This window comes from Telluria sp. ZB4P37 (genome assembly GCF_059685855.1).
The window spans coordinates 104,936-130,322 of record NZ_JCASID010000013.1 but is presented as its reverse complement, the minus strand read 5'-3'; the positions used below and the strand labels follow the sequence as shown (position 1 = coordinate 130,322).

Below are 25,387 nucleotides of genomic sequence, written 5' to 3'. Positions count from 1 at the left end.
CTTCAATTCTCAGTGCGGGCTTTGCGGCCGATGCCGCCAAGCCGTCCGACCAGCCCGCGCCAGCCCGCCGCGGGCGCAGCCGCCTCGTCCTCATCCGCTTGCAGCGCTACCGACGGCGGCGCCTGCAGCACCTTCTGCATCGCGAACACGCTTGGCAAACGCGCCAGCGGATCGAGCGCCATGCACGACCCTACCATGTCCACCAGCTCGGGCGAATAGCTGCCTGCCAGTTTCGCCAGCTGCACGGCGGTCTTGTCGTCCTGCCTGCGCGCCTCGACCGGCTGCGGCATCGTGCGCGTCATGCAGGCATACATGGCCGCGCCGATGCTGTAGATGTCGGTCCAGGGCCCCAGGGTGGCGGCCTTGCTGTACAGCTCGGGCGCGGCGAAGCCCGGGGTGTACATCGGCGCCAGCATGGGCACGTCGATGTTGATGGTCTGGCGCGCCGCGCCGAAGTCGAGCAGCAGGGGCGAACCGTCGCTGCGCAGGTAGATATTGGCGGGTTTCAGGTCCAGGTGCAGCAGCTTGTTGGCGTGGACTTCGCGCACCCCGGCGCAGACGCCGTTGAAGAGCTGGCGGATCGAGTCCTCGCCCATGCGGCTGCCCTTGGCATGCAGGCGCGCGATGTGGTCCTGCAGCGTGTGGCCGGATTCGTAGGCCATCACCATGTACACGGTTTCGTTGGCCCGGAAGAAGTTCACCACCCGCACCACGTTCGGATGGACGATGCGCGCCAGTGCCCGCCCCTCTTCGAAAAAACATTTCAGGCCGATGCGGAAGACCGGCAAATTGGGCTTGGATACGCTCGGCGCGAGCTCGCCCGGCGCCCGCAAGGCAAGCTGGCTGGGCAGGTATTCCTTGATGGCGACGGCATTGCCTTCGGCGTCATATGCCAAATAAACAATACTGAACCCACCGGACGCAATTTTCTTTACAATGCGATATCCGGCAATTTCCAGGCCATCAGGCAGGGGTGCGTTGTTCTGTGCGGCCATCCAGGAAGGGTTCCTTGCTTAACGGGACGATTGTGTGGGATAAATGTTGGCTTTGTAAAGGGCAGCTGCCCTATAGAAAAAAATACCGGGGACTTCTTTGAGCATTTCTAGCATGACAGGTTATGCGGTAGCGACCAGCGAAGGCGCTGCCGGCACCCTCACCATCGAGATCAAGAGCGTCAATTCGCGCTTCCTGGATCTGCAATTCCGCATCAACGACGACCTGCGCGCACTCGAACCCGACCTGCGCGCCGCGATCATGGCCGCGATCACCCGCGGCAAGGTCGAAGTGCGCCTCTCGTTTGGCCGCAAGACCAGCGGTGGCTCGCAGGCGCTGAACCAGGAACTGCTGGCCGACCTCGCCCGCCTGCAAGGCGAAATCGGGCAGCACTTCGCTGCTGCTGCGCCGATGACGATCGCCGAACTGCTGCGCTGGCCCGGTGTGATCGAAGAATCGACCGTGGGCCAGGAGTCGCTCCAGCTCGACGTCGCCGCCCTCACCGCCACCACCGTCGCCGCATTCGTGGACAGCCGCCGCCGCGAAGGCGCCGCGCTGGAAGCGATGCTGCAGTCGCGTATCGAGTCGATGGAAGTGATCGTCAAGCGCATCAGCCCCCTGATCCCGCAGGTGATCTCGCAGTTCCAGCAAAAGGCCATCGAGCGCATGCAGGACGCGCTGGGCCTGGCCGGCCACGGCAACCCGTCCACGCTCACGCGCCAGGAAGTGCTCGAGCGCATCCGCCAGGAAGTGACACTGTACGGCATCCGCATCGACGTGTCCGAAGAGTTGTCGCGCCTGTCGGCCCACCTGAACGAAACCCGCCACATCCTGAAAAAGGGTGGCCAGGTCGGCAAGCGCCTGGACTTCATGATGCAGGAACTGAACCGCGAGGCCAATACGCTGGGCGCCAAGGCCTCGGTGAAGGAACTGGCCGATGCGTCGATGGAGCTGAAGCTGCTCATCGAGCAGATGCGCGAGCAGGTGCAGAACCTCGAATAATTTGTTGGTGCCGCGCAACAATGCGAGCACCGTTTGAACGCGCGGACGTCCGTAATTTTGAGCAATGCGAAAAATTACGGAGGCCCGCGCGTTCAACATTATGATGAACACCGCGCGGCTGTGAACCCGCCGCACGCATACACGTAATAAGGAACCACACCATGATCACTCCCGCCCTCTCCGGCAGCCTGTTCGTCGTCGCCGCCCCGTCCGGCGCCGGCAAATCGACCCTGGTCAACGCCCTGCTGAAGCTGGAACCGGGCATCAAGCTGTCGATCTCGACCACCACGCGCCAGCCGCGCCCGGGCGAGCAGGACGGCCGCGAGTACCATTTCACTTCGGCCGAAGATTTTGTGGCGCGCGCCGAGCGCGGGGAATTCCTGGAATGGGCGGAAGTGCACGGCAATTACTACGGCACCAGCCGCCTGACGGTGGAACAGGAGATGAAGCTGGGGACCGATATCCTGCTGGAGATCGACTGGCAGGGCGCGCGCCAGGTGCGCAAGCAGTTCCCGGACGCGGCCGGCATCTTCATCCTGCCGCCCTCGATCGAAGCGCTGGAGGAGCGCCTGCACAAGCGCGGCACCGACGAGCCCCACATCATCACCCGCCGCCTGCTGGCTGCCGGGGGGGAGATCGCTCACGCTCGGGACTTCGAATATGCTATCATCAACGAAGAGTTCAATGTCGCCCTCTCGCAGCTGCAGGCGATTGTGATTGCGACACGTTGCCGCTTCGCCCAACAGGCGGCCCGCAATGCAGACTTGTTTGCCCAGCTCGGAATCCACGCGCAACAACCAACGTAAACGCGGCGCCGCAAGGTGTGCCGCAAGAATTACCATTTAGGAGTGACCATGGCCCGTATCACCATCGAAGATTGCCTCAAAACCATCCCGAACCGTTTCCAGCTGACCCTGGCCGCTACCTACCGCGCACGCCAGCTGCTGCAGGGCCACACCCCGAAAGTCGAAGCCAAGGACAAGCCGACCGTCGTCGCGCTGCGCGAAATCGCCGCCGGTAAAGTCGGTATCGAAATGCTGAAAAAGGTTCCGATGTAATACCCCGGTGTGGCTTGAATTCGGGAATCGGTGAATCTGTTATTCTGTGCCTATACTGGCTGATCGATATAACGCATGAAACTGACTTCCCCGGATTCGACCCATCCAGGCACGCCCCCTACCCGGGCCCGACGACCGGGTAAACCGCAAGACGCCGAAGCACCGGCGCCCGCCCCGGGCGTTGCCTCGGTCACGCAGCTGATCAACAAGCTGTCCGACTACCTCACTCCCGCCGAACTCAAGAAAGTCAAGGAAGCCTACCGCTTCTCGGACGAGATGCATCTCGGCCAGGTGCGCAAGTCGGGCGAGCCCTACATCTCCCACCCGATCGCCGTCGCGGAAATCTGCGCCGAGTGGAAGCTCGACGCCCAGGCCATCATGGCTGCGCTGCTGCACGACGTGATCGAAGACCAGGACGTCAAGAAGGACGACCTGGTCGAGCGCTTCGGCGCCCAGGTCGCGAACCTGGTTGACGGCCTGTCCAAGCTCGAGAAGATCGAGTTCCAGAGCCAGGTCGAGGCCCAGGCCGAAAACTTCCGCAAGATGCTGCTGGCGATGGCGTCCGACGTACGCGTCATCCTCATCAAACTCGCCGACCGCCTGCACAACATGCGCACGCTCGGCGTGATGGTCGCGGCCAAGAAGCGCCGCATCGCGCGCGAGACGATGGAAGTCTACGTGCCGATCGCGCACCGCCTCGGCCTGAACAACATCTACCGCGAGCTGCAGGACCTCTCGTTCTCGCACCTCTACCCGCTGCGCTACCAGACCCTGGCCAAGGCGATCAAGGCCGCGCGCGGCAACCGCCGCGAAGTGGTGAAGAAGATCCTCGAGTCGGTCAAGGCCCAGCTGGCAACCAGCAACATCACGGCCGAAGTCTATGGCCGCGAAAAGACCCTGTACGGCATCTACAAGAAGATGCGCAACAAGCACCTGTCGTTCTCGCAGGTGCTCGACGTGTACGGTTTCCGCGTGGTGGTCGACACGGTCCCGAACTGTTACGTCACGCTCGGCACCCTGCACGCCCTGTACAAGCCGATGCCTGGCAAGTTCAAGGACTACATCGCGATCCGCAAGATCAACGGTTACCAGTCGTTGCACACCACCCTGATCGGCCCCTACGGCACCCCGGTCGAATTCCAGATCCGCACCCAGGACATGCACCGCACCGCCGAAAGCGGCGTGGCGGCGCACTGGCTGTACAAGACCGGCGACTCGAACATGTCGGATCTGCAGCAGCGCACCCACGCCTGGTTGCAGTCGCTGCTCGACATCCAGCAGCAGACCGGCGACTCGGCCGAATTCCTCGAGCACGTGAAGGTCGACCTGTTCCCGGATTCGGTCTACGTGTTCACGCCGAAATCAAAAATCATCGCCCTGCCGCGCGGCGCCACGGCGCTCGACTTCGCCTACTCGATCCACACCGGCATCGGCGACCATACGGTCTCGGTCAAGATCAACAACGAAGCGGCGCAGCTGCGCAACGAGCTGCACAACGGCGACATCGTCGAAATCGTCACCGACCCCGATTCGCGCCCGAGCCCGATCTGGCTGAGTTTTGTCCGCACCGGCAAGGCCCGTTCGGCGATCCGCCACTACCTGCGCACGGTGAACGTGAACGAGTCGGTGGAGCTGGGCCAGGAACTGCTGGCCGGTGCGCTGGCCGCGCGCAACATCAACCCCGAGCTGCCCCCTGGCGCGGTCGAAAAGCTGCTGGCAGAATCGTCGGCCAAGTCGATGGACGAGCTGTATGCCGACATCGGCATCGGCAAGCGCATGCCGGCCCTGGTGGCGCGCCACATCTTCGGCCTGATGGAGAGCGATCCGGACCACAACCCCTCATCGCAGCCGCTTCTTTGCGGTAGTGCTGCCGGCGACATCGACCCGGTCACGATCTACGGCAGCGAAGGCGTGTCGGTGCAGCTGGGGCCATGCTGCCTGCCGATCCCGGGCGACCAGATCCTGGGCCAGCTACGGCGCGATCAGGCCCTGGTGGTGCACACCTGCGACTGCCTGCCGGCCAAGCGCGTGCGCGCCAAGGAACCGGACCGCTGGATCGCCGTGCAGTGGGGCGAAGAACTGAACCGCCGCTTCGACTGCCGCATCCGCCTCTTGATCAACAATGAAAAAGGCATTTTGGCGCGCGTCGCGGCCGAGATCGGCGAGTCCGACGCCAACATTACCTATGTCGGCATGGACGAGGACGACGAACACCTGATGACGCAGCTGCGCTTCACCATCCAGGTGAAGGACCGTGTGCACCTGGCGCAGCTGATCCGCAACCTGCGGCGGGTGGCGGGCGTGAACCGGGTCGAGCGCGAGCGGTCCTGAACGGCGCCGTCCTCGCCCATGGCCGCTAGTTGGCCATGGCGAGGGGCGATGCAGGACGGCCTGTTAGCCGAAGATCGCCGAACCGATCGAGCCGGCCAGTAGCACCCAATGCACCAGGCGTTCAGTCGACGACAGTGCCGTGAATTCCGATAGATCAGGCTGGAATTTGTCGACCGCCAGCACGATCGCAATGGCGAGCACCATGCTGATACCTTCGATTTTTTGGGGAAGCAGCCAGCTCACCAGCATGAACACGATGAACAGGCGAACGGCAGCAACGATGAAACCGTTCCATGGGTCGCTCATTCCTGCATCTTCCCTGCCGGCCTTTCTGGCGGCCCGGTCGCGCAAATATTCCCGAATGCTTTCGGCCTCGCGCTCTTTCGCACGCCGCTGATGCTGTGCCTCGATCAAGCGGTTCTGTTCCTGCGCCAGTTCCACCGTTTTACAGTCCGGACATTCGGTATGGCTCAAGGACATGCCATAGGTCGTGCGCCCGCACTGCATGCACGAATTGGTTTGGGTCGACGGATCGTAGTGGATGGTGCGTGCCATGAGGATTCCTGTAGGAGAGCGACGATGGGAACAGACGGGCTGTATCGTTCTGGAAATTATAGCGATCCACTCAAGGTATTGCAACGAGGAAATTTTCAGTCCCGATGCTGGTCCCGGCGCCTTACTCCATTCGATTGAAGACCATTCGCCCCGCTTGGTTTAAGCTGAATATCCATCAGCCCATCGGAGAACCAACATGGTCAGCAAGAACACGATTTGTCTCTGGTACGACGGCGCCGCCCTGGAGGCCGCGCAGTTCTATGCGGAGACCTTCGCGGACAGCGCAGTCAAGGCCGTCCACCGCGCGCCGGGCGACTACCCGGCCGGCAAGCAGGGCGACGTCCTGACGGTGGAATTCACGGTGATGGGCATTCCCTGCCTGGGCCTGAACGGCGGCCCGGGCATGACCCACAACGAGTCGTTCTCGTTCCAGGTGGCGACCGACGACCAGGAGGAAACCGACCGCCTGTGGAATGCGATTGTCGGCAACGGCGGCCAGGAGAGCCAGTGCGGCTGGTGCAAGGATAAATGGGGCCTGTCGTGGCAGATTACCCCGCGTGTCCTGATCGAGGCGTATACCGACCCGGACCAGGCAGCGGCCAAGCGCGCCTTCGAGGCCATGATGCGGATGACGAAAATCGATGTCGCCGCGATCGAGGCGGCCCGGCGCGGTTGATCCTGAGTCAAGGCCCGGTTGCCAGACCTGTTTCTGCACCATTCCCCGTTTTAATTGGCCGGGGCCAGCGCGAACTGCGTGCCGGGCCTACAGGTGCCGACCACCCAAGACAGGCGGCCATCTGCTCCTCCACGACAGCAGCTCCCTCAAGCAGTCTGGCGCTCGGCCGGATGACGCCGTTCGGCTCGACGAGTTTCCCCGTACACTTTACGCGATGCCCATCAACGAAATCGTCCTGTGAACTACGCACGGAGTCGTACATCAGCGCCTAATGCCTTGGCGGCGGCAGGCGTTCCCCAGCGTTCCATGCCACAGTCGAGGTCGGTTCTTCCATCAACGCCAGTCCTCCAGGGCATCGGCCTGAAGACCCACTCTCGTCTCGCAAAAGCGAAAAGAATTGTCAAAAAGTAATAACTACGCAGTCGGGTGATCTCTCGTAAACAGGAAAATCACATATTTGCCCACCTATAAATTTCACGCTTTATCACATCTAGCGAGCACTGGCGTATGCTAGCAACATAGTCATTGCAATATTTATCACATTCCAGTAAATAGAACGGTAAAGATGGTATATCTTTATCACAAACATTTTGTATTGACTCCCCTGAGGATCCTTTGAGAGCAATGCGCATCGGTTGAGAGTCGGTCGTGCAAGGCTTGGTGCAATAAGGAATGGTTTCAGGGGTTCAGACAAATTTGACTCGTCGTTCCAAGACTTCGTGGGAGGCAATTTGGGCAATGTATGCCGCGACCACATGTCCATTTGTCCGGACGTCGATGAACAGACACTGATCGGCAAGATGCGGGTCATACTCGCCTTGGCGACCCTGTTTACCGTCATGATCGATCCGGATGGATTGGGCCGGCCGCATCCGGTCACCATGCTCGTGTTCTACGGGTATTCCGCGCAAAGTATCGTCCTCCTTATCCTATTCCAGGCCGGCAAGGCGATCCGGTATCCCCGAATGGGGCATTGGCTCGACGTGTTCTGGTTCAGCCTGGTAGTGGCCATTACGGGTCCGTTGGCAGGCTTCTTCTTCCTGTATTTCTTTGTCATCGCGACCGCGGCTTTCCGTTGGGGCTACGACGAGGGAGCGCGCGTCACACTCGCATGCACTGCCTTTTTCCTGCTGTCCGGCATTATTAGCCTGGACGAGAAGATACTGGCCAATGTGCTGTTGCGATCGGCCTTCCTGATTGGCTTGGGATACATGGTGGCCCACTGGGGCGAAGCCCTTCTCACCAATCGGCGCCGAATCGCCCTGCTGCGCGACGTCAGCCGACTGTCCAATCCCCGTTTCGGCGTCGATCACACGATCGCGTCGGTCCTCGAACACACGCGCAGCTTCTTCGATGCAAGCGCGTGCATGGCGCTGATGCGGGATAGCGCAACCGGTGTCTGGCGCCTGCGCTCGACAGGCAATAGCGGAACACCGTCGATGGTCGACCAGTATTTGTTAGACGAGCAACTGGCCGTCGCCCTGTCCTGTGTGTCTCCCCGCGAAAGCGCCGTGTACAACGCCCCGCCTTACGAATTTACCGCATGGGGCGAGTCACTGCGTACGCGGGACGAAGACAGCGGCAAATGGCAATCCGTTCCCGTGTACATGGGGCGCCAGCTTGCCGACCTGCTGGGAGCGCGCAGCTTTATTTGCGCGCCCATTCCCTTGCGCGATGGCGAAGGAAGGATCTTCGTCATCTCGGCCAGGGCAGGCCTGAATCAGGAAGACGCTGCGTTTCTTGCCCAAGTGGCAGCCCAGGCCTTTCCCGTCATCGAGAACATCGCGCTGCTCGACCGCATGGCATCGGACGCCGGCCGGCGCGAGCGCAAGAAATTTTCCAACGACTTGCACGACACCACGGTGCAGCCCTATATAGGGCTGTCGCATGCGCTGCAGGCACTGATCCGCCAGGCTGGCCACGAAAACCCGATTGCGGCTGAGTTGCGCCAGGTTGCCGACATGGCGGACAGTTTCGTGCGCGACCTGCGCCGCTTCGCCACCGTGACCTCGGCAGCGCCGATGTCCGACGAGCCAGGTTATCTGCTGGCCCTGGAGGCGCACGCGGCCCATTTCAAGGTCTACTATAAGCTCGACATTACCCTATGCGGCCATGAGGCGCTGCACATCAACGACCGCCTCGGCGCTGAAGTGGTCCAGCTCGTCCGCGAGGGAATGAGCAACATCCGGCGCCACACAGCCGCCAGGCGCGGCGCCGTCATCCTGCATCGCAACGGCGGCTGGCTGCATATCCGGATCGAGAACGAATGTCCGGCGGGCCCGGCAAGCCCTTTTACCCCGCGTTCGATTTCTGAGCGGGCCGCGACACTGGGCGGCTTTGCCTATGTAGGCAGTTCCCAGGGCAAGACAACGGTCCATATCGACATTCCCCTCTAATCCACCATGACGACATCCGCGCCCCGCCCACCTATTTCCGTGCTGCTGGTCGATGACCACAAAACCATGCTGTGGGGCCTGGAACGCCTGATCGGCAGCGAGCGTAATGGCATGTGGGTCGTGGGATGCGCCACCAACCGGGAGGAGGCGCTGGAGCACGCAGCCACGCATTCACCCGACGTGATCCTGCTGGACATCGATCTCGGCGGCGAATGCTCGCTCGATTTCCTCCCTGCCCTGCTCGTCAGCGGGGTATCGCGCGCGCTGGTATTCACCGGGGTACGCGACCAGACCGTGCTCGACCGCGCTATCGTGGCCGGCGCACGCGGCGTACTGCGCAAGGATGCACCCGCGGAGATCGTCCTGCGCGCCATCGAAAAAGTACACCAGGGCGAGATGTGGCTGGCCAACGACATGATGGCGCGCATCTTCAGCGATCTGACCCGCCCGCGCACGCCGCCGCCACCCGACCCCCATGTCCTGAAGCTCGACTCGCTCACCCTGAGGGAGCGCAAGATCGTCGACGCCATCGTGGACGGCAACGGCTTGACCAACAAGGCGCTCGCCGGGAACCTGTTCATCTCCGAGCACACCTTGCGCAATCACCTGGTCACGATCTACAAAAAGCTTGGCGTGAGCAACCGGCTCGAACTGTATGTGTATGCAGTAAGGCATGGCACCCGTAGCAAATCGAACTGATTCGTCGCTCTTCTCCCAGCGCCGCGCATCCAGGATGCCCACGGCCTCGTCCCGGTTCACCACTCCCGCGCACGCCTGCCCTCGGCACTTCCTTGGGGTGCAGGCACCTGCCATTAGTCATCAATATCCTGGTTGCTTCCCGTGAGGATGCGTAGTTTGTCCTTTTGAGACCATGACATTTGTCATCGGCCCGGACCAGAAAAACGGTTCAACAGGCTCCTCCCGGAAAGGGCGCATGTGCGATGCGCCGGTGTCAGCGAAGACCTACAGTGAGACATCAGCGCTGGCGTCGACGCCTGATGAAATCCCGAGCGATGTGCGGCAGAAGCGGAAGGGCAGACATGTACTTTCACGACTATCTACCGGCAGCAATCGGCGAATTCATGCGGGCGATGCCGGGCAGTCTGGAGTATGAACATGCCCTGGCCTGGTCGCTCGTCGCCGTCGTCTGCATCCTCGCGATACTCGCGTTGCTGTAGGACGGAGCGATGGTCCGACAAGGCGCTGACAACCTCATCCATTACTTATCGACGGACAACCTGGAGAAACATCATGGAAATGATCAAGAACTTCATGCAGCAAGAAGACGGTGTCACCGCAATCGAATACGGCCTGATCGCCGCGCTGATTTCGGTCGTGATCATCGCAGCGGTCACCAGCGCCGGCACCAGCCTGAAGACGATTTTCGAAGTGATCTCGGCCAAGCTGGCAACCGCGGCGGCAACGGCGTCGGGCTCCTGAAGCCAGGCTGCCCTCTCCCCGCCCCGGCAGCGGGGCGGGATTCGAACTTCCCACCGGATCCGCCATGCCAACCTTTATCGAGATCAGCGCCGGCCAGCTCCGTTTGCCGGGTGCGTTCGTCCTGCCGCTGCAGCTTGCCGTGCTGCTGCTGCTGCTGCTGGTAGCCACCGTGGTCGACGTGCGCGAGCGCCGCATCCCGAACTGGCTGGTCGCCTCCGGCGTGGCAGGCGCCACCGCATTCCACACGCTCGCGCCGCAAGGCGCAGGCGCCGCCTTTGCCTTGTCCGGCCTGGCCGTCGGCATTGCCGCGCTGCTGCCCATGTACGTCATGCGCGTCATGGGCGCCGGCGACGTCAAACTGATGGGCATGATCGGCGCCTTCCTCGGCATGGACGGCGTCCTCGGCGCGGTGCTGGCCAGCATGGTCGCGGGAGGGTTGTTTGCCCTCGCCATGGCCGCCAGCAAACGCATGCTGCCCGAGCTGCTCGGCAACCTGCGCGGCATGCTCATCCAGCAGCACATCAACCGTCTCACGCACACCAGGTCCGCCGCGCTGCCTCCGGGAGCTTCGGTCGGTAACATGCCATATGCGGTGGCCATCACCGCCGGCACCCTGGCCCAGCTCGTTTTCCTGCACTGACCAGTACCCGATCATGGACACGCTCGCTTCGCCCCTCGACAGCACCATCGGCGCCGATGCCATCGTACCGCGCCGCGAGCCGCACGCCATTCTGCCAGCCGCGCCACTGACCGTGGCGCAGACCGGCCTGCCCTTCCTGTTCCTCGCCGAACTGGCCGTCAAGACCCTGTTTCTTGGCGGCCTGCTGCGCATTACCGAGCTGGCTTCGCGCATGAAGCTCGGCGTCGGCGTGATCGACCCGCTGATCGTCTACCTGCGCGCCGAAAGGCTGTGCGAGATCAGCCGCGCCGGCGCCACCGGGACCGATGCCGACGTCTGCTACAAGCTGACCGACCTGGGCCGTGCGCGCGGCGCCGAATTCCTGGCGCGCTGCGGCTACACGGGCCCGGCCCCGGTCACGCTGGAGAGCTACGGCGACGCGGTCGTCGCGCGCAGCGTGGCCACGATGCGCATCGGGCGCGCCGCCGTGCAGGCCGGCTTCGACAAGGTCGTGGTGCCCCCGGCCATCCTCGACCAGCTCGGCACGGCCATGAACTCGGGCCGCGCGATGTTCATCCACGGGCCCGCCGGGAGCGGCAAGACCTTCCTGGCCGAGCGCCTGGCCGACCTGCTGACGGGCGCGATTGCAGTGCCCCACGCCGTCTACGTCGGCGGCGAGGTCGTGCAGGTCTACGATCCGGTCGTGCACCTGCCGCCCGAGGCCGCGCCGGTCCCGGGCCTGCCGTTCCGGCGCGCCGCAGGCGACGCGCGCTGGGTCAGCTGCCGGCGCCCGGCGGTGCTGACCGGCGGCGAACTCTCGCTCGACATGCTCGACCTGAAGTTCGACCACGCCACCCGTTATTACCAGGCGCCGCCGCACCTGAAGGCCAACAACGGCATCTTCATCATCGACGACCTGGGCCGCCAGCGCTGCTCGCCGGCCGACCTGCTCAACCGCTGGATCGTGCCGATGGACCGCAGGATCGATTTCCTTTCCCTGCATACCGGCTACAAGTTCGAAGTGCCCTTCGACGTGATCGTCGTGTTCTCGTCGAACCTGCCGCCTGCCGAACTCGGCGACGGCGCCTTCCTGCGCCGCATCGGCTACAAGATCCACATCGGCCCGCTCTGCGAAGACGACTACCGCCGGATCTTCATCGAAGCCTGCGCTGGCCTTGGCATCGATTGGGACGAGGCCGCATTCGCCTGGCTGCTGACGGAACGGCACGCGCGCGATGACCAGCCCCTGCTGGCCTGCTATCCGCGCGACCTGCTGAGCCAGATACGCGACCGCGCCGCCTACGAGGGCGTGCCGCCGGCGCTCACCCCGGACGCCCTCGACTGGGCATGGAACAATTTTTTCACCGGCGTCCAAGCAGCGCCGGCCACTGGCACCGAAGGTGAATGAGATGAAAAATACCCGTGGAATCATCATGCTCGGCATTGCCCTCGTGCTCGCCCTGGGGGCCGTGTTCGCCGCGGTCAGCTGGATCAACGGGCGCGCATCGAACACGGCCAAGGTCGCGGTGGCGATGGTCGACATCAGCCTCGGCGCGCGCATTGCGCCGGAGATGATCAGGATGGTCGACTGGCCGGCCGGCGCGATGCCGCCGGGCGCCTTTTCGGACCCGAAGCCGCTCGGCGGACGCGTCGCGCGCTCGACCCTGCAACGGGGCGAACCGATCATGGAAGCGAAACTGGCGCCGCCTGGCACCCAGGGCGGCTTGTCCGCCGTGGTCGCCAACGGCAAGCGGGCGATGACGGTACGCGTGAACGACGTGGTCGGCGTCGCCGGCTTCGCCCTTCCCGGCAATTTCGTCGACATCCTGGTAAACACCCAGGGCGAGGACGCCAAGGCTGGATCGAATGGCGATGCCTCGATCTCGAAGATCGTCCTCGAACGCATCCTGGTGCTGGCGATCGCCCAGGACCCGAACCGCGACGACACCAAGCCGAAGGTGGTCAATGCCGTCACGCTCGAACTGTCGCCCGAGCAGACCGAGAAACTCGACCTCGCACGCAGCGTCGGCACCCTCTCGCTGGTGCTGCGCAACCAGATCGACCCGGATCCGGTCGGCACCAGCGGAGCGACCAAGAATGCGCTGCTCGGCCTGGTTCGTCCGGCCGTCCTGCGCGCGCCGGCGGTGCGCAAGGCGGTGCTGGTGCGCGAGTCCCGCTATAAGGTCGACGTGATCAAGGGCCTCGAGCGCAGCACCCAACAATTTTAAAGAGAGCAATCATGCAAGCTACCGACACGATGACGACAAATAGCGCCAGGCGCACGGCACTGGCGGCGCTGGCAACGCTGGCCTGCTACGGGGGCATGGTGACGCCGGAAACGGCCTTCGCCGCCGCCGCCGCGGCGAAGGCACCGGCCCGTGTGCCGGCCCAGGCGGCGGCGCCACGCAGCAGCGGCGTGTCGACGCTGGCGCCGAAGGTAACCCTGTCCGAGGGCAAGTCGACCCTGATGCGCCTGCCCTTCCCAGCGACGCGCATGTCGGTCGGCGACGCGAAAGTCGCGGACGTCATCCTGCTCAATCCCAGCGAACTCTACATGCTGGGCAAGTCTGTCGGCAGCACCAACCTTATCCTCTGGAACAAGGCCAACGACGCCACCATCATCGACATCGCGGTCGACCTCGACACCAGCGGCCTGACAGCACGCTTCGAGCAGCTGCTGGCCGATGAGAAGGACGTCAGGATCACCACCGCGGCCGACACCCTCGTGCTGTCGGGGATGGTGTCCGACGTAACCAAGGTGGACCAGATGATGGCGCTGGCGAATGCCTATGTGCAGCGCGGCCAAGGCGGCGCAGGGGCCGCCGCCGGTGGCGCCGCCGCGACGGCAGGCGCGGGCGGCCAGCAGGCCACGATGAAGGTCATCAACATGACCTCGGTCGCCGCGCCCCAGCAGGTGATGCTTGAAGTGCGGGTCGCCGAGATCTCGAAGACCCTGGCCGACCAGCTCGGCGTCAGCATGGGCGCCAGCCGCACCAATGGCAGCTGGACCTACAGCTTCCTGTCCAACCTGCTGAGCAGCAACCCGAGCCTGCTCGACGCCTTCAGCAGCAAGACCGGCAATTTTCTGACCATCGACGCGCAGAAGCGCGACGGCCTGATCAAAGTGCTGGCCGAGCCGACGGTGATGGCCATCAGCGGTCAGGAGGCGAGTTTTCTCGCCGGCGGCAAGATTTTCATTCCGGTCAGCCAGGTCAACAACAACGGCATTCCCACCATCACCCTCGAGGAGAAGGAATTCGGGGTCGCCGTCAAGTTCACGCCGACGGTACTCGCGGGCGGTCGCATCAACCTGAAAGTGGCGCCGGAAGTGTCGGACCTGAACAAGGAAGGCATCGGGATTACCGCGACCGGGATTAACGGAACGGCGATCCTGCCCTCGTTCACCACGCGGCGCGCCACTACGACGGTGCAGCTGTTCGACGGCCAGAGCTTCGCCATTGGCGGGCTGATAAAGAATAACGTCACCACCAACGTGAAGGCCTTCCCGGTGCTGGGCGAGATACCGGTGCTGGGCGCGCTGTTTCGCAGCACCGACTTCCAGACCGACCGTTCGGAACTGGTCTTCATCATCACGCCGCACCTGGTCAAGCCCTTGCCGGCCGATTACAAGCTGCCGACCGACGGCTATGTCGAGCCGAGCCGCAGCCAGCTTTTCCTGGGCGGCAAACTCGAAGGCAAGAGCAAGGCCGAACCGGCCCGAACCGCGGCCGCCCCCGGCCCTACCGGCTTCGACCTGAAATAGGAGCGATCATGACCAAGCGCCATCCACGCCATACCGGGCCGATTTTGCTGGCCCTGCTGACCCTGCTGGCCCTGCCGGGCTGCGCCAACCGCCCGGCCGCGCTTCCCTACGGCCACCGCATTGCCCTGACGATGGCCCAGCAGGTCCTCGATCCGCTGGCCGGCTCGAAGCAGGCCACCGTGAACGGCATCGGCGGCCAGGAAGCGAAGAGCGCCTACGACGCCTATCAGAAATCGTTCCGCGCTCCGCAGCCGCAGCCGAACGTATTCACGATCGGCGTCGGGGGCGCGCGCTGAGCGGTGACGGCCATGGATTGCCTCTATCCCTTCCCCGCGTCACGCCGCCCTCCTGGCCGCCAGGACGGCGGAGTGGCGATCATCGTTGCCCTCGTGCTGGCGATACTGCTCGGCTTCGGCGGCGTCGTGCTCGACCTCGGGCACCTGTTCGTCAACAAGACCGAATTACAGAATGCGGTCGATTCCTGCGCACTGGCCGCCGCCGGCAAGCTGGCCTGCGATCCGGCCGGGGGAGCCGGCTGTCCAGCGTCTTTCCTCGCCGATGCAGAGGCTGCCGGCATCTTCGTCGGCAACCGCAATGTCAGCAATTTCCAGAAGGGCGCCGTGACGATTGCGCCTGCCGACGTGCGCTTCCATACCGCCATCGGGCCCAACAGCGCCTACCTGTCGCGCGCGGCGGGTGCCAATCCAAATGCGAAATTCGCCATGTGCATTGCCCGTTCGGCGCCGATCGCAAACTGGTTCATGCAGGTGCGCGGCAGGTCGCAACCGAATACGGTCGCGGCGTCGGCGGTCGCAACGCTGGCGCCCGGCCAGACCTCCTGCAATGCGGCGCCGATCGGCGTGTGCTCGAAAAACGCAACGCCGCCCAACTATGGCTACGGCACCATCGGCGAATGGATCGTCAGCTCCTTCAATGGCAGCAACAACGGCGACGACTCGGGCCTGGCCGGGAATTTCCGCTGGGTCGATTTCACGCCCAGCGCGGGCGGCGCCAGCGAGGTGCGCGACCAGTTGCTGGGCAACAGCTCGGTATGCGGCATCGCGGTCGGCAACGACATCCGCGAGGAAGGCGTCAAGCAGGGTGCGAAGAGCGCCTGGAATACCCGCTTCGGCATTTATCCGAACGGCGGCAACGGCTACGTTCCCGCGGACGTCGCCCCGGACAAGACCGGCTATGCCTATCCCAGCAAGGCGCCCGGCACCGTGATCGGCATCGGCCAGTCGGCCTATGCCGACTACCGCTCGAAGCAGGCGGCGCATGCCCCGTTCAAGCCGAACGAATACGCGCCGTCCGGGGCGGCCGGCAATATCCCGGGCAGGCAGCCCTTGACCTCTGCCGAGCACCTGCAATACGGCGCCGAGCGGCGCCTGATCCCGGTGCCTATCCTGGAGTGCAACAGGTCGCCTGCCAGCGTGAGGATCCTTTCCATGGGTTGCGTGCTGATGCTCAACCCCATGTCCAACGGCAGCACGGGCAACCTGTATTTGGAGTGGCGCGGCCTGGCCAACACCCCGGGCAGCCCCTGCCGCAGCGCGGGCGTCCCCGGCGGCGTCAACGGCCCGCTGGTGCCGACCCTGGTGCAATAGGAGAGCGGCCATGCGCAAGGTGAACAGGGAATCCGGAACCGCGGCCATCGAAATGGCACTGCTGCTGCCGCTGCTGGTCCTGCTGCTGTTCGGCGTGACCGAATTCGGACGCGCCGTCTACCAGTACAACGCGCTGGCCAAGGCGGTGCGCGACAGCGCACGCTACCTGTCGCAGTTCGCGCCGGGCGACGCCGCCCGGATGCTGGAAGCGAGGTCGATGGTGGTATGCGGCGCCACCAGCTGCAGCGGCCGGCCCCCGCTCGTCGCCGGCATGTCGCTCGACTATGTCCGGGTGCGCGACCGCACGACGGACCCCGATACCTTCGACCTGCAGACCACGGGGCGGGGCGTGCTCAACCTGGTCCGCGTCGAGGTCTCGGGATTCACCTTCCGCAGCGCCGCGGCCGGATTCGTCCCCAACGTCGTCTTCTCGCCGATCCAGGCCACGATGGAGCAGGCGCCATGAACCTGCGCTCCTGCCCGCCCATCGCAGGCCAGCGCGGCGTTGCCGCGGTCGAGTTCGCGCTGGTCGCCGTGTTCATCCTGTTTCCCCTGCTGTTCGGGATCATCGAATTCGCGCGCATCGCCTTTTACTGGAACGCGGCGACCGAGGCGACCCGGCTGGGCGCGCGGCTGGCCGTGGTCTGCGACCTCGACGACAGCACCATCCGCAGCCGCATGACCGCCCTGTTCCCGGCCGTCGCCGCGTCCAACATCGTGATCGCCTACGAGCCCGCCGGCTGCATCACGACCACCTGCCGCGGGGTCGAGGTGTCGATCCTGCCGGCCCGCGTCGCCACTCACATTCCAGGTATGCCGCTCAGAATCGCCCATCCGCCGTTTCGTACCACGCTACCCAGGGAGAGCATGCGCAGCGCGTTCGGACCGGCCGGCGCCGAGGTCAGCAATCCGGTGTGCGAATAAATATTCCGCTCCCAACATCCAGCCTGGTCACGCAAAGGAGTCATCGTGAAAATCGCCGTTGTATCGCGTAGTGAAAAACACCTGCTGGAGATCGCCCGGCTGCTGCGCGAGCGCAGTCCGGGCGACGAACTCAATCTCGTCGCCGGTTCGCTCGAACGCTTCAGCAGCAACGCCGGCACGGCCATGCCCGACCTGCTGCTGCTCGACCAGCCGCAAGGCGGCGAATTGTCGCGCCTGGAAGGGCTGGGGGCGGCCCATCCGAGCATGACCACCATGGTGCTGTCGACCCTGCACACGGTGGAATTCATGGTCGACGCCATGCGCGCCGGCGTGCGCGAAGTGCTGCCGGCGCCGGTCACCGCTACCGCCCTGTATCCGGCGGTGGCGCGGGTGCGCGAAAAACTGTCGGCGCACCAGCATGCGAACGGCAAGGTGCTCGCCTTCGTCTCGTGCAAGGGCGGTAGCGGCGCGACCTTCCTGGCCACGAACATCGCGTATGCACTGGCGACCGAATGCGGCCAGCGCGTCGCCCTGATCGACCTCAACCTGCAATTCGGCGATGCCTCGCTGTTCGTGGCCGACCAGAAACCGCTTGCCACCCTGGCCGACGTGGCTCTGCAGATGCACCGCATGGATGCCTCGCTGCTGGCCTCGAGCATGATGGCGGTGACCTCGACCTTCTCGGTACTGGCAGCGCCCGACGATCCGGTGCACGCGGGCGACGTCAAGCCGGAGCACATCGACACCCTGCTGAACCTGGCGCGCCGCCACTACGACTTCGTGGTCCTCGACGTCGGCCGCAGCCTCGATCCGGTCGGGGTGCGGGCGCTCGACCTGGCGGACACCATCTTCCCGGTGCTGCAGACCACCCTGCCCTATGTGCGCGACGGCAAACGCCTGCTGAGCGTGTTCCGTTCGCTAGGCTACCCCGCGGCGAAGGTCCAGGTAATTGTCAATCGCCACGAGAAGAAGGGCCAGATCAAGCTGCAGGACCTGGAAACGGCCTGCGCCACGCCGGTCTGGCGCCTGGTGCCGAACCACTACGAGGCGGCCGCTGCCTCGGTCAACCAGGGCATTCCGGTGCTCAAGCTGTCGGCGAAAAGCCCGATCGCGAAATCGCTGGCGTCGCTCGCGCGCGGGATTGCCGGCGACGACGCCCCAGCGCCGGCGGGCTGGCTGGCGCGCCTGTTGAAGAAGCCCAGGCAGGAACCACTGCCGGCCGCGGCCCAGCCGGCACCGGTGCAGCCGGCGGAGCAGCATCCGGCGCCCGCAATCAGGCAAGCGGCATTCGAGGAGAAACAGGTATGGATGCAGAAATCCTGACGCTGCGCGACCGCCTGGCAGGCAACGCCGGCCGCGGTCTCGCCCAAGCCAGCCAGCGCAGCTCGCACAGCGCCGGCTACATGCAGCTCAAGGGGCGGATCCACCAGGGCCTGCTCGACCGGGTCGACCTGGAAAGCCTGCAGCTACTGGCGCCTGAGCAGATCCGCGACGAATTGAAATTGATCGTCGAGCTGATGCTCGAAGAGGAAACCGTCCCGATCAACGAGGTCGAACGGGCCAACCTGGTGCGCGACATCCAGAACGAAATGCTCGGCTTCGGCCCGCTCGAACTGCTGCTGTCCGATCCGTCCGTGTCCGACATCCTGGTCAACACCTGCAACCAGGTGTATGTCGAGCGGCGCGGCAAACTCGAGCTCACCGACGTACGCTTCGCCGACGAGGCGCACCTGATGAAGATCATCGACAAGATCGTCTCGCGCGTGGGCCGCCGCATCGACGAGTCGTGCCCGATGGTCGATGCGCGCCTGCCCGACGGCTCGCGCGTAAACGCGATCATCCCGCCGCTGGCAATCGACGGTGCCATCCTGTCGATCCGGCGCTTCTCCGCCGATCCGCTGCGCCTGTCGGACCTGGTCGCCTACAAGAGCATGACGCCCGGGATGGGCGAGATCCTGCAGGGCCTGGGCAAGGCCGAAATCAATATCCTGATCTCGGGCGGCACCGGCAGCGGCAAGACCACGATGCTGAACGTCATCTCGGGCTTCATCAGCCCCGAGGAGCGGATCGTCACGATCGAGGACGCGGCCGAGCTGCAACTGCAGCAGCCGCACGTGGTGCGCCTCGAGACCCGCCCCGCCAACATCGAGGGCCAGGGCGAGGTGACCCAGCGCGCGCTGGTGAGGAATGCGCTGCGGATGCGTCCCGACCGCATCATCCTGGGCGAGGTGCGCGGCGGCGAGGCGCTCGACATGCTGCAGGCGATGAACACCGGCCACGAAGGATCGATGGCGACCATCCACGCGAACACGCCGCGCGACGCCCTGACCCGCCTGGAAAACATGATCAGCATGGCGGCCGCCTCGCTGCCGAGCAAGGCGATGCGCCAGCAGATCAGCTCCGCCGTCAGCGTGGTGCTGCAGGTGTCGCGCCTGACCGACGGCAAGCGCAAGCTCGTGTCGCTGCAGGAGATCACCGGCATGGAAGGCGACGTCATCACCATGCAGGAGATCTTTACCTTCCGCCAGACGGGCCTGGGCGAGAATGGCGCCGTGCTCGGCCACTTCTGCGCCACCGGCATCCGCCCGCGCTTTCTCGACCGGCTGCGCAACTACGGGGTCAACATCCCGGAGAGCGTGTTCGATCCCTCCCGCCAGTTTGCCTGAGGAACCGCCATGGACTACATGTTCTTCGTCTTCGCGATCCTGATCTTCGTGGCCGTGGTGTTCCTGATCGAGGGCGCCTACCTGGCCTGGAACGCGAGCCGGGGGCCGGAAGCGCAGCGCCTGTCGCGCCGCGTGCGCAACTTGTCCACGCGCGACGCCGAGCGCAGCGTCTCCCTCGCCAAGAAGCGTGCGCTGAGCAGCCATCCGGTCCTGCAAAAGTTGCTGTCGGCCGTGCCGCACATGGCCACGCTCGACCGCCTGTTGATGCAGTCGGGGAAACAGTGGACGGTGGCCGGGTTCTCGGGGGTCTCGCTCGCCCTCGGCATGCTGGCCTGGACGCTTGCCTACTCGTTCGCGCTGCCCTTTCCGCTCCAGCTCGCCGCCGCCGCCGCCGCGACAACCCTGCCACTGCAACTGGCGCTGCGCGCTCGCAATGCCCGCCTGAACAAGATCGAGAACCAGTTGCCCGACGCCCTGGACCTGATGAGCCGCGCACTGCGCGCCGGTCATGCCTTCCCGAACGCCCTGAAGATGGTCAGCGAAGAGATGCGCAACCCGATCGCCGGCGAATTCGCCACCGTCTTCGACGAGGTCAACTTCGGTGTCTCGATGCCGGATGCCCTGATGAACATGGCCAACCGGGTACCCAGTACCGACCTGCGCTACTTCGTCGTCGCCGTGCTGATCCAGCGCGATACCGGCGGCAACCTGTCTGAACTGCTCGGCAGCATCAGCAAGATCATCCGCGACCGCATCAAGCTGCTGGGCCAGGTCAGGGTGCTTTCGGCCGAGGGCAAGATGTCGGCCTGGGTGCTGGGCCTGCTGCCCTTTGCCGCGGCTGCGCTCATCCAGCTGACCAGTCCGCAATTCCTGGCATTGCTGTTCACGGACCCGTTCGGACAAAAAATGCTGGGCTTCGCATTGACCATGATGGTCATCGGCGTATTCGTGATGCGCCGGATCGTCAGGATCCGCGTATGAGCGGCCACGACGCAAGGAGCATGCAATGACAATTCTCGAACTTGGCTTCGTCGGGCTGGTCTTCGTTGCCGTCTTCGGCATCGCCCTGCTCGGCATGCGCACCTTCTCCACCACGCCCCTGCAGGAGCGGCTGGACGCGGTCGGGGTGAATGCGGACGCGCCGGGCTCCGGCCCGCCGCCCTGGCTGGAAAAGATGGTCGCGGCCGCCACGCCAGTCGCGCGCCTGTCGCTGCCCGACGACGAGGCCGGGAACTCGGCGGTGCGCGTGCGCTTCATGAACGCGGGCTATCGCCATCCGTGGGCGCCCGTGGTCTTCTTCGCCGCCAAGACCGTGCTCTCGCTCGGGCTGCCGCTGGCGGTTTTCTTCGGCCTGAGCGTCAGGGGTACCAACACGGGCACGACCGGCATGCTGTTCTATGTGCTGACGGCCGCCGCCCTTGGCTACTACCTGCCGAACTTCGTCCTCAAAAGGATGATCGGGCGGCGCCAGCGCGAAATCTTCGAGAGTTTTCCCGACGCGCTCGACCTGATGACGATCTGTGTCGAGGCGGGCCTGGGCATGGACGCGGCACTGGCGCGCGTGGCCGGCGAGATCGGCCTGAAAAGCCGGGTTCTGAGCGAGGAGCTGAACCTGGTGACGCTCGAACTGCGCGCCGGCAGCGGGAAGGACAAGGCCTTGCGCGGCCTGGCCACGCGGACCGGGGTCGAGGACGTCGATGCGCTGGTGGCGATGCTGATCCAGGCCGAGCGCTTCGGCACCAGCATCGCGGACTCGCTGCGCGTGCAATCGGAACAGCTGCGCACCAAGCGCCGCCAGCGCGCCGAAGAACAGGCGGCCAAGATCGCGCTCAAGCTGCTGTTCCCGCTGATCTTCTTCATCTTCCCCTGCCTGCTGGTGGTGCTGATGGGCCCCGCCTTCATCCAGATCTACCGCGTCTTGCTGCCGACCTTCAACGGCGCCAGCGCCAACTGAAAGGACACTACCATGCCGATCCGTCCCGTCGCCCCTGCGCTTGCCACGCTGCTGACCGCTGCGCTGCTCTCGTCGTGCGCCGGCGTCGCGCCGCAGATGCGGCTGATGTTCCAGCCCGCCGAGCAGGTACGCCATGGCGCCAACGACCTCGCCTCCGCCTACTACCGGCTGGGGCGCTACCACCAGGACGCGGGCGACCTGGGGCTGGCCCTGACCGCCTACACCTATGCCAGCGCGCGCGATCCAAAGGCGCCCGAGGCGCGCATCGCCGCCGCCGTCATCCACGCCCAGCAAGGACGGCTGGCGCAGGCCAAGGCGATGCTGCTGGCCGTCTGCGCCGACTATCCGGCGCTGGCCCAGCCGCTGAACAACCTCGGCTATGTGTACTACCTCGAGGGCGATTACGCGGCCGCCACCCAGGCCTTCCGCGCGGCGCTGGCGCGCGAACCGGGCAGCGAGCGCACCCGCAACAATCTACGGTTAGCGGAAGGGACAGCGGTACGCGGGGTGGTGGCGCTTGAAACGATCGCGGCCTTGCCGGCACCAGTGACACCAGTGGTCCCAGGGGCACCGCAGCCCGTCCCGGAGGCGGCGGCACCGGCGGCCGCGCCGGTGACGGCCGACAGCGGCATGCAACTGGTCAGGACAGCGCCGAACGTGTACGAATTGCGGATGGCGCCTGCGATCGCGGCGCCCGGCCGGGTGCGCGCGGCAGCGCCCACACCGGCATTGGCGAAGCTCGAAATCGCCAACGGCCATGGCGCCGACGGCCTGGCCCGGCGCTTCCAGAAAACCCTCGCGCTGCGCGGCATCGTCGCCACCAGGCTGACCAACATGACGCCGTTCAACCAGGCCGCGACCCGCATTGAATTCGCGCCGGGCCAGGAACCGGCGGCGCGCACGCTGCAGGCGGCGCTGGGCGGCAAGCCGCCCCTGCGCCTGGCGGACCGCAGTGCGGTTCCAGGCGGCATGCGTCTCGTGCTCGGCAAGGACGCGCATCTCGCACTCGCGCAGGCAAAGCCGCTACTGGCCACATCCGCGGCACCCATTTCCACCAATTCAATGCAATAGACCAGGAGCGCCAATGAGAACAACGACACGCCGCGCAGTCGCCGCCACCTCCACCAGCCTGCTCGCCTGCCTGCTGGCGGCGTGCGGCGGCGGAGGCGGCAGCAACGACACCTGCAAGAACCTCGACCCGAGCCGCGATCCCAGCCTGCCGTCCTGCACCCTGTCGGCAGCGCCCGCGCCGGGCGCGACGGCCGCGCTGGCGCCGCTGGCGGTGACGCTGAGCGACGCCAACGGCGCGCCGACGACCATGGTGTCGCCGAAGACGCCGGGCGTGGCCAAGGCAGTGGTACGCGACGGCGTCGGCAAGCCGGTGGCCGGTCTTGCGGTGACCTTCACGAGCACCGATAGCAGCGCGGTACTGGTGCCCGTCACCGGCAGCGCCCTCACTGACGCCAACGGCGTGGCCAGCATCGGCGTTGCGGCCGGCAAGCAGGCCGGCGCCTTTACGCTAACCGCCAGCGCCAAGCGCGACGGCGCCAGCGCCAGCGGCAGCACGAGCTATGCCGTGAGCTTCCCGGCGCTGAAGATGAGCACCCTGGCCGTCAGCCCCTCACCCCTACCCGCCGGCGGCACCGCGCGCCTGTCGGTCACCCTGCTCGACGGCACGACGCCGTTTGCGCCGGCCCAATCCGTCACCTTCACGTCGCCCTGCGCCGCCGCCGGGAAGGCGGAGATCAGTTCGCCCGTCACGACCATCGCCGGGGTGGCGACCACCTCGTATGTCGACAAGGGCTGCGGCGCGCCCGATGTCGTTACGGCCTCGACCGTGCTGGCGGGCGCTACCACCACCCAGTCCGCCACCGTGAACGTCGAAGCTGCGATTCCTGGCCAGCTCGCCTTCGTGTCCGCACTGCCGCAGAACATCTCGCTCAAGGGTACGGGTGGCGCCGGGCGCCAGGAATCGTCCACGGTGGTGTTCAAGCTGCGCGACCGCAACGGCAACCCGATATCGGGCCAGCGCATCGATTTCTCGCTCACCACGACAGTCGGCGGCCTGACGCTCAACCCCACCTCGTCCACCACGGGGGCGGACGGCACCGCAAGCACGACCGTGGCCGGAGGCACGGTGAACACCCCGGTGCGCATTATCGCGACGATTCCCGGAACGGCGATCACGACCATGTCCGACCAGCTGGTCGTGTCCACTGGCGTGCCGGACCAGAACAGCTTCACCATCGCGACCGAGATCTTCAATGTCGAAGGCATGAATTTCAGCGGCTGCCCCGCCCCGACCGGATCGCTCGTCACGGTGCGTCTTGCCGACCACTTCAACAATCCGGCGCCGGACGGCACAGCGGTCAGCTTCACCACCGAAGGAGGTACCATCGACGGTTCCTGCCTGACCGGGCTGGTCAACACCACGCTGACGGACGGCACCGTGATCCAGCAGAAAGGCATTCCGGGGGCGTGCACGGTGCGCTTCTGCTCCGCCAATCCACGTCCAGCCGATGGCCGAGTGACCGTGCTGGCCTATGCCCTGGGCGAAGAGAGCTTCGTCGACACCAACGGCACCAATATCTATTTCCAGGACTCCGATGCCTTCCAGGACCTGGGCGAACCGTTCCGCAACGACCGCGCCATCACCCACCGTAACGCCCAGGCCAACTGGGCGACGGATGCCAACTGGAAGCCGGCCCGTACAACGCTCGGTCCGGACGACGGCTGGTCGAGCGGAAATGCGGTACGTGTCCCGGGCGAAATCTTCATCGATTCGAACGTCAACGGCAGCTGGGACAGCGGAGGCGATGGAACCTATAACGGTGTGCTCAAGCAGAACGGCGGCGCTACGCGCCTGGTAACTCATGCGCGCGGAGCGTTGGTCCAGGTGATGTCGACCAGCACGGCCGCCATCACCTCGCTCGGGCCGGAGTCGATCGCGCTGAGCCATTGCGTGAATGGCACGCCCTTCGTCAACACGGCGGTCACGATGCAGCTGGCAATCCGCGATACCAATCCGACCGTGTTCGAGCTGAACCGCGCTGGCAAAGAACCGCTGCGCCTGCCGTTCGACCTGCCGGGAAATATCCTTGCGGCGGGTACAAAGATCGAGTTCTCGGCATCGAACGGCACCATCCTCGGCGAACGCAGCTATACCGTGCCCAATACCAGCGAGCCGAGCGCACAGGTATGGATCTATACGGTGCAGATGCAGAGCGACGCGAGCCAAAGCTCTCCAGCCTCCGCTCCGCCTCTGTACTGTTCTAATTCCGTCACCAACGGCGCCCTCACCATCAAGGTCACGTCGCCTTCAGGCATGGTCACAAGCAAATCTTATCCAGTGACCGACTGAGCCCCTCGCCACACCGCTGGAGTGCGCCAGCGGCGCGGCGTT

At 65.0% G+C, this 25,387-nt stretch carries 25 protein-coding genes; 23 read left to right on the top strand and 2 right to left on the bottom strand.

Annotated elements, in window-relative coordinates; translation table 11 throughout:
• Positions 1 to 2 precede the first annotated feature (2 nt).
• Positions 3 to 995: a serine/threonine protein kinase gene (locus AC56K1_RS18715; RefSeq protein WP_497159302.1), complete on the bottom strand. Its 993-nt coding sequence runs from the start codon at positions 993 to 995 to the stop codon at positions 3 to 5.
• A 112-nt stretch (positions 996 to 1,107) separates the two neighbouring features.
• Between AC56K1_RS18715 and AC56K1_RS18710 the strand changes: the two genes are divergently transcribed.
• From AC56K1_RS18710 to AC56K1_RS18695, 4 genes are all read left to right on the top strand, one after another.
• Positions 1,108 to 1,995 (top strand): YicC/YloC family endoribonuclease, encoded by an 888-nt coding sequence (locus AC56K1_RS18710; protein ID WP_497159301.1) that lies wholly within the window; start codon positions 1,108 to 1,110, stop codon positions 1,993 to 1,995.
• A gap of 161 nt (positions 1,996 to 2,156) precedes the next feature.
• On the top strand, positions 2,157 to 2,801 hold the full coding sequence (gene gmk / locus AC56K1_RS18705; RefSeq protein WP_497159300.1) for a guanylate kinase: 645 nt from the start codon (positions 2,157 to 2,159) through the stop codon (positions 2,799 to 2,801).
• Positions 2,802 to 2,849: 48 nt separating this feature from the next.
• Positions 2,850 to 3,053: a DNA-directed RNA polymerase subunit omega gene (gene rpoZ / locus AC56K1_RS18700; RefSeq protein ID WP_091874733.1), complete on the top strand. Its 204-nt coding sequence runs from the start codon at positions 2,850 to 2,852 to the stop codon at positions 3,051 to 3,053.
• A 75-nt stretch (positions 3,054 to 3,128) separates the two neighbouring features.
• Positions 3,129 to 5,384 carry a RelA/SpoT family protein gene (locus AC56K1_RS18695; RefSeq protein WP_497159299.1) on the top strand — a complete coding sequence of 752 codons (2,256 nt, stop codon included), beginning with the start codon at positions 3,129 to 3,131 and terminating at the stop codon, positions 5,382 to 5,384.
• A 63-nt stretch (positions 5,385 to 5,447) separates the two neighbouring features.
• On the opposite strand, the gene AC56K1_RS18690 is transcribed toward AC56K1_RS18695, so the two are convergent.
• Positions 5,448 to 5,939 carry a hypothetical protein gene (locus tag AC56K1_RS18690; protein WP_497159298.1) on the bottom strand — a complete coding sequence of 164 codons (492 nt, stop codon included), beginning with the start codon at positions 5,937 to 5,939 and terminating at the stop codon, positions 5,448 to 5,450.
• Between the two features lie 196 nt (positions 5,940 to 6,135).
• On the opposite strand from AC56K1_RS18690, the gene AC56K1_RS18685 reads away from it, so the two are divergent.
• The 19 genes from AC56K1_RS18685 to AC56K1_RS18595 all read left to right on the top strand — a co-directional run bounded on the left by AC56K1_RS18685 (position 6,136) and on the right by AC56K1_RS18595 (position 25,345).
• Positions 6,136 to 6,615: a VOC family protein gene (locus tag AC56K1_RS18685; RefSeq protein ID WP_497159297.1), complete on the top strand. Its 480-nt coding sequence runs from the start codon at positions 6,136 to 6,138 to the stop codon at positions 6,613 to 6,615.
• A 755-nt stretch (positions 6,616 to 7,370) separates the two neighbouring features.
• Entirely contained in the window at positions 7,371 to 9,011 is a 1,641-nt protein-coding gene (locus tag AC56K1_RS18680) for a GAF domain-containing sensor histidine kinase (RefSeq protein ID WP_497159296.1), read from the top strand.
• A gap of 6 nt (positions 9,012 to 9,017) precedes the next feature.
• A complete protein-coding gene (locus tag AC56K1_RS18675; RefSeq protein WP_497159295.1) occupies positions 9,018 to 9,710 on the top strand; it encodes a response regulator in 693 nt (230 codons plus the stop codon).
• 341 nt (positions 9,711 to 10,051) lie between these two features.
• Complete coding sequence (locus AC56K1_RS18670) at positions 10,052 to 10,189, top strand: hypothetical protein (protein WP_497159294.1); 138 nt, start codon at positions 10,052 to 10,054, stop codon at positions 10,187 to 10,189.
• Positions 10,190 to 10,262: 73 nt separating this feature from the next.
• A complete protein-coding gene (locus AC56K1_RS18665; RefSeq protein ID WP_497159293.1) occupies positions 10,263 to 10,451 on the top strand; it encodes a Flp family type IVb pilin in 189 nt (62 codons plus the stop codon).
• 64 nt (positions 10,452 to 10,515) lie between these two features.
• Positions 10,516 to 11,091 (top strand): A24 family peptidase, encoded by a 576-nt coding sequence (locus AC56K1_RS18660; protein WP_497159292.1) that lies wholly within the window; start codon positions 10,516 to 10,518, stop codon positions 11,089 to 11,091.
• 13 nt (positions 11,092 to 11,104) lie between these two features.
• Positions 11,105 to 12,478: a DUF8689 domain-containing protein gene (locus tag AC56K1_RS18655; RefSeq protein WP_497159291.1), complete on the top strand. Its 1,374-nt coding sequence runs from the start codon at positions 11,105 to 11,107 to the stop codon at positions 12,476 to 12,478.
• Position 12,479: 1 nt separating this feature from the next.
• Positions 12,480 to 13,298: a Flp pilus assembly protein CpaB gene (gene cpaB, locus AC56K1_RS18650; RefSeq protein WP_497159290.1), complete on the top strand. Its 819-nt coding sequence runs from the start codon at positions 12,480 to 12,482 to the stop codon at positions 13,296 to 13,298.
• An 11-nt stretch (positions 13,299 to 13,309) separates the two neighbouring features.
• The gene (locus AC56K1_RS18645) at positions 13,310 to 14,833 is read left to right on the top strand and encodes a type II and III secretion system protein family protein (RefSeq protein ID WP_497159289.1); all 1,524 of its coding nucleotides are present in this window, start codon (positions 13,310 to 13,312) and stop codon (positions 14,831 to 14,833) included.
• Positions 14,834 to 14,841: 8 nt separating this feature from the next.
• Positions 14,842 to 15,129: a hypothetical protein gene (locus AC56K1_RS18640; protein WP_497159288.1), complete on the top strand. Its 288-nt coding sequence runs from the start codon at positions 14,842 to 14,844 to the stop codon at positions 15,127 to 15,129.
• Between the two features lie 72 nt (positions 15,130 to 15,201).
• Positions 15,202 to 16,440, top strand: coding sequence for a pilus assembly protein TadG-related protein (locus tag AC56K1_RS18635; protein WP_497159287.1), 1,239 nt, complete (start codon positions 15,202 to 15,204; stop codon positions 16,438 to 16,440).
• Between the two features lie 10 nt (positions 16,441 to 16,450).
• Entirely contained in the window at positions 16,451 to 16,906 is a 456-nt protein-coding gene (locus AC56K1_RS18630) for a TadE/TadG family type IV pilus assembly protein (RefSeq protein ID WP_497159286.1), read from the top strand.
• Positions 16,903 to 17,364, top strand: coding sequence for a TadE/TadG family type IV pilus assembly protein (locus AC56K1_RS18625; protein ID WP_497159285.1), 462 nt, complete (start codon positions 16,903 to 16,905; stop codon positions 17,362 to 17,364). The genes AC56K1_RS18630 and AC56K1_RS18625 overlap by 4 nt, the downstream gene beginning before the upstream one ends.
• A gap of 45 nt (positions 17,365 to 17,409) precedes the next feature.
• Positions 17,410 to 18,687: a CpaE/TadZ family protein gene (locus AC56K1_RS18620; RefSeq protein ID WP_497159284.1), complete on the top strand. Its 1,278-nt coding sequence runs from the start codon at positions 17,410 to 17,412 to the stop codon at positions 18,685 to 18,687.
• Complete coding sequence (locus AC56K1_RS18615) at positions 18,669 to 20,030, top strand: TadA family conjugal transfer-associated ATPase (protein ID WP_497159283.1); 1,362 nt, start codon at positions 18,669 to 18,671, stop codon at positions 20,028 to 20,030. Before AC56K1_RS18620 ends, AC56K1_RS18615 begins: the two co-directional genes overlap by 19 nt.
• A gap of 9 nt (positions 20,031 to 20,039) precedes the next feature.
• A complete protein-coding gene (locus tag AC56K1_RS18610) occupies positions 20,040 to 21,011 on the top strand; it encodes a type II secretion system F family protein (RefSeq protein WP_497159282.1) in 972 nt (323 codons plus the stop codon).
• Positions 21,012 to 21,036: 25 nt separating this feature from the next.
• Positions 21,037 to 21,984, top strand: coding sequence for a type II secretion system F family protein (locus tag AC56K1_RS18605; RefSeq protein WP_497159281.1), 948 nt, complete (start codon positions 21,037 to 21,039; stop codon positions 21,982 to 21,984).
• 12 nt (positions 21,985 to 21,996) lie between these two features.
• Positions 21,997 to 23,055 (top strand): tetratricopeptide repeat protein, encoded by a 1,059-nt coding sequence (locus tag AC56K1_RS18600; RefSeq protein WP_497159280.1) that lies wholly within the window; start codon positions 21,997 to 21,999, stop codon positions 23,053 to 23,055.
• Positions 23,056 to 23,068: 13 nt separating this feature from the next.
• Positions 23,069 to 25,345, top strand: a complete 2,277-nt coding sequence (locus tag AC56K1_RS18595) for an Ig-like domain-containing protein (protein WP_497159279.1) — start codon at positions 23,069 to 23,071, stop codon at positions 25,343 to 25,345.
• Positions 25,346 to 25,387: the final 42 nt, after the last annotated feature.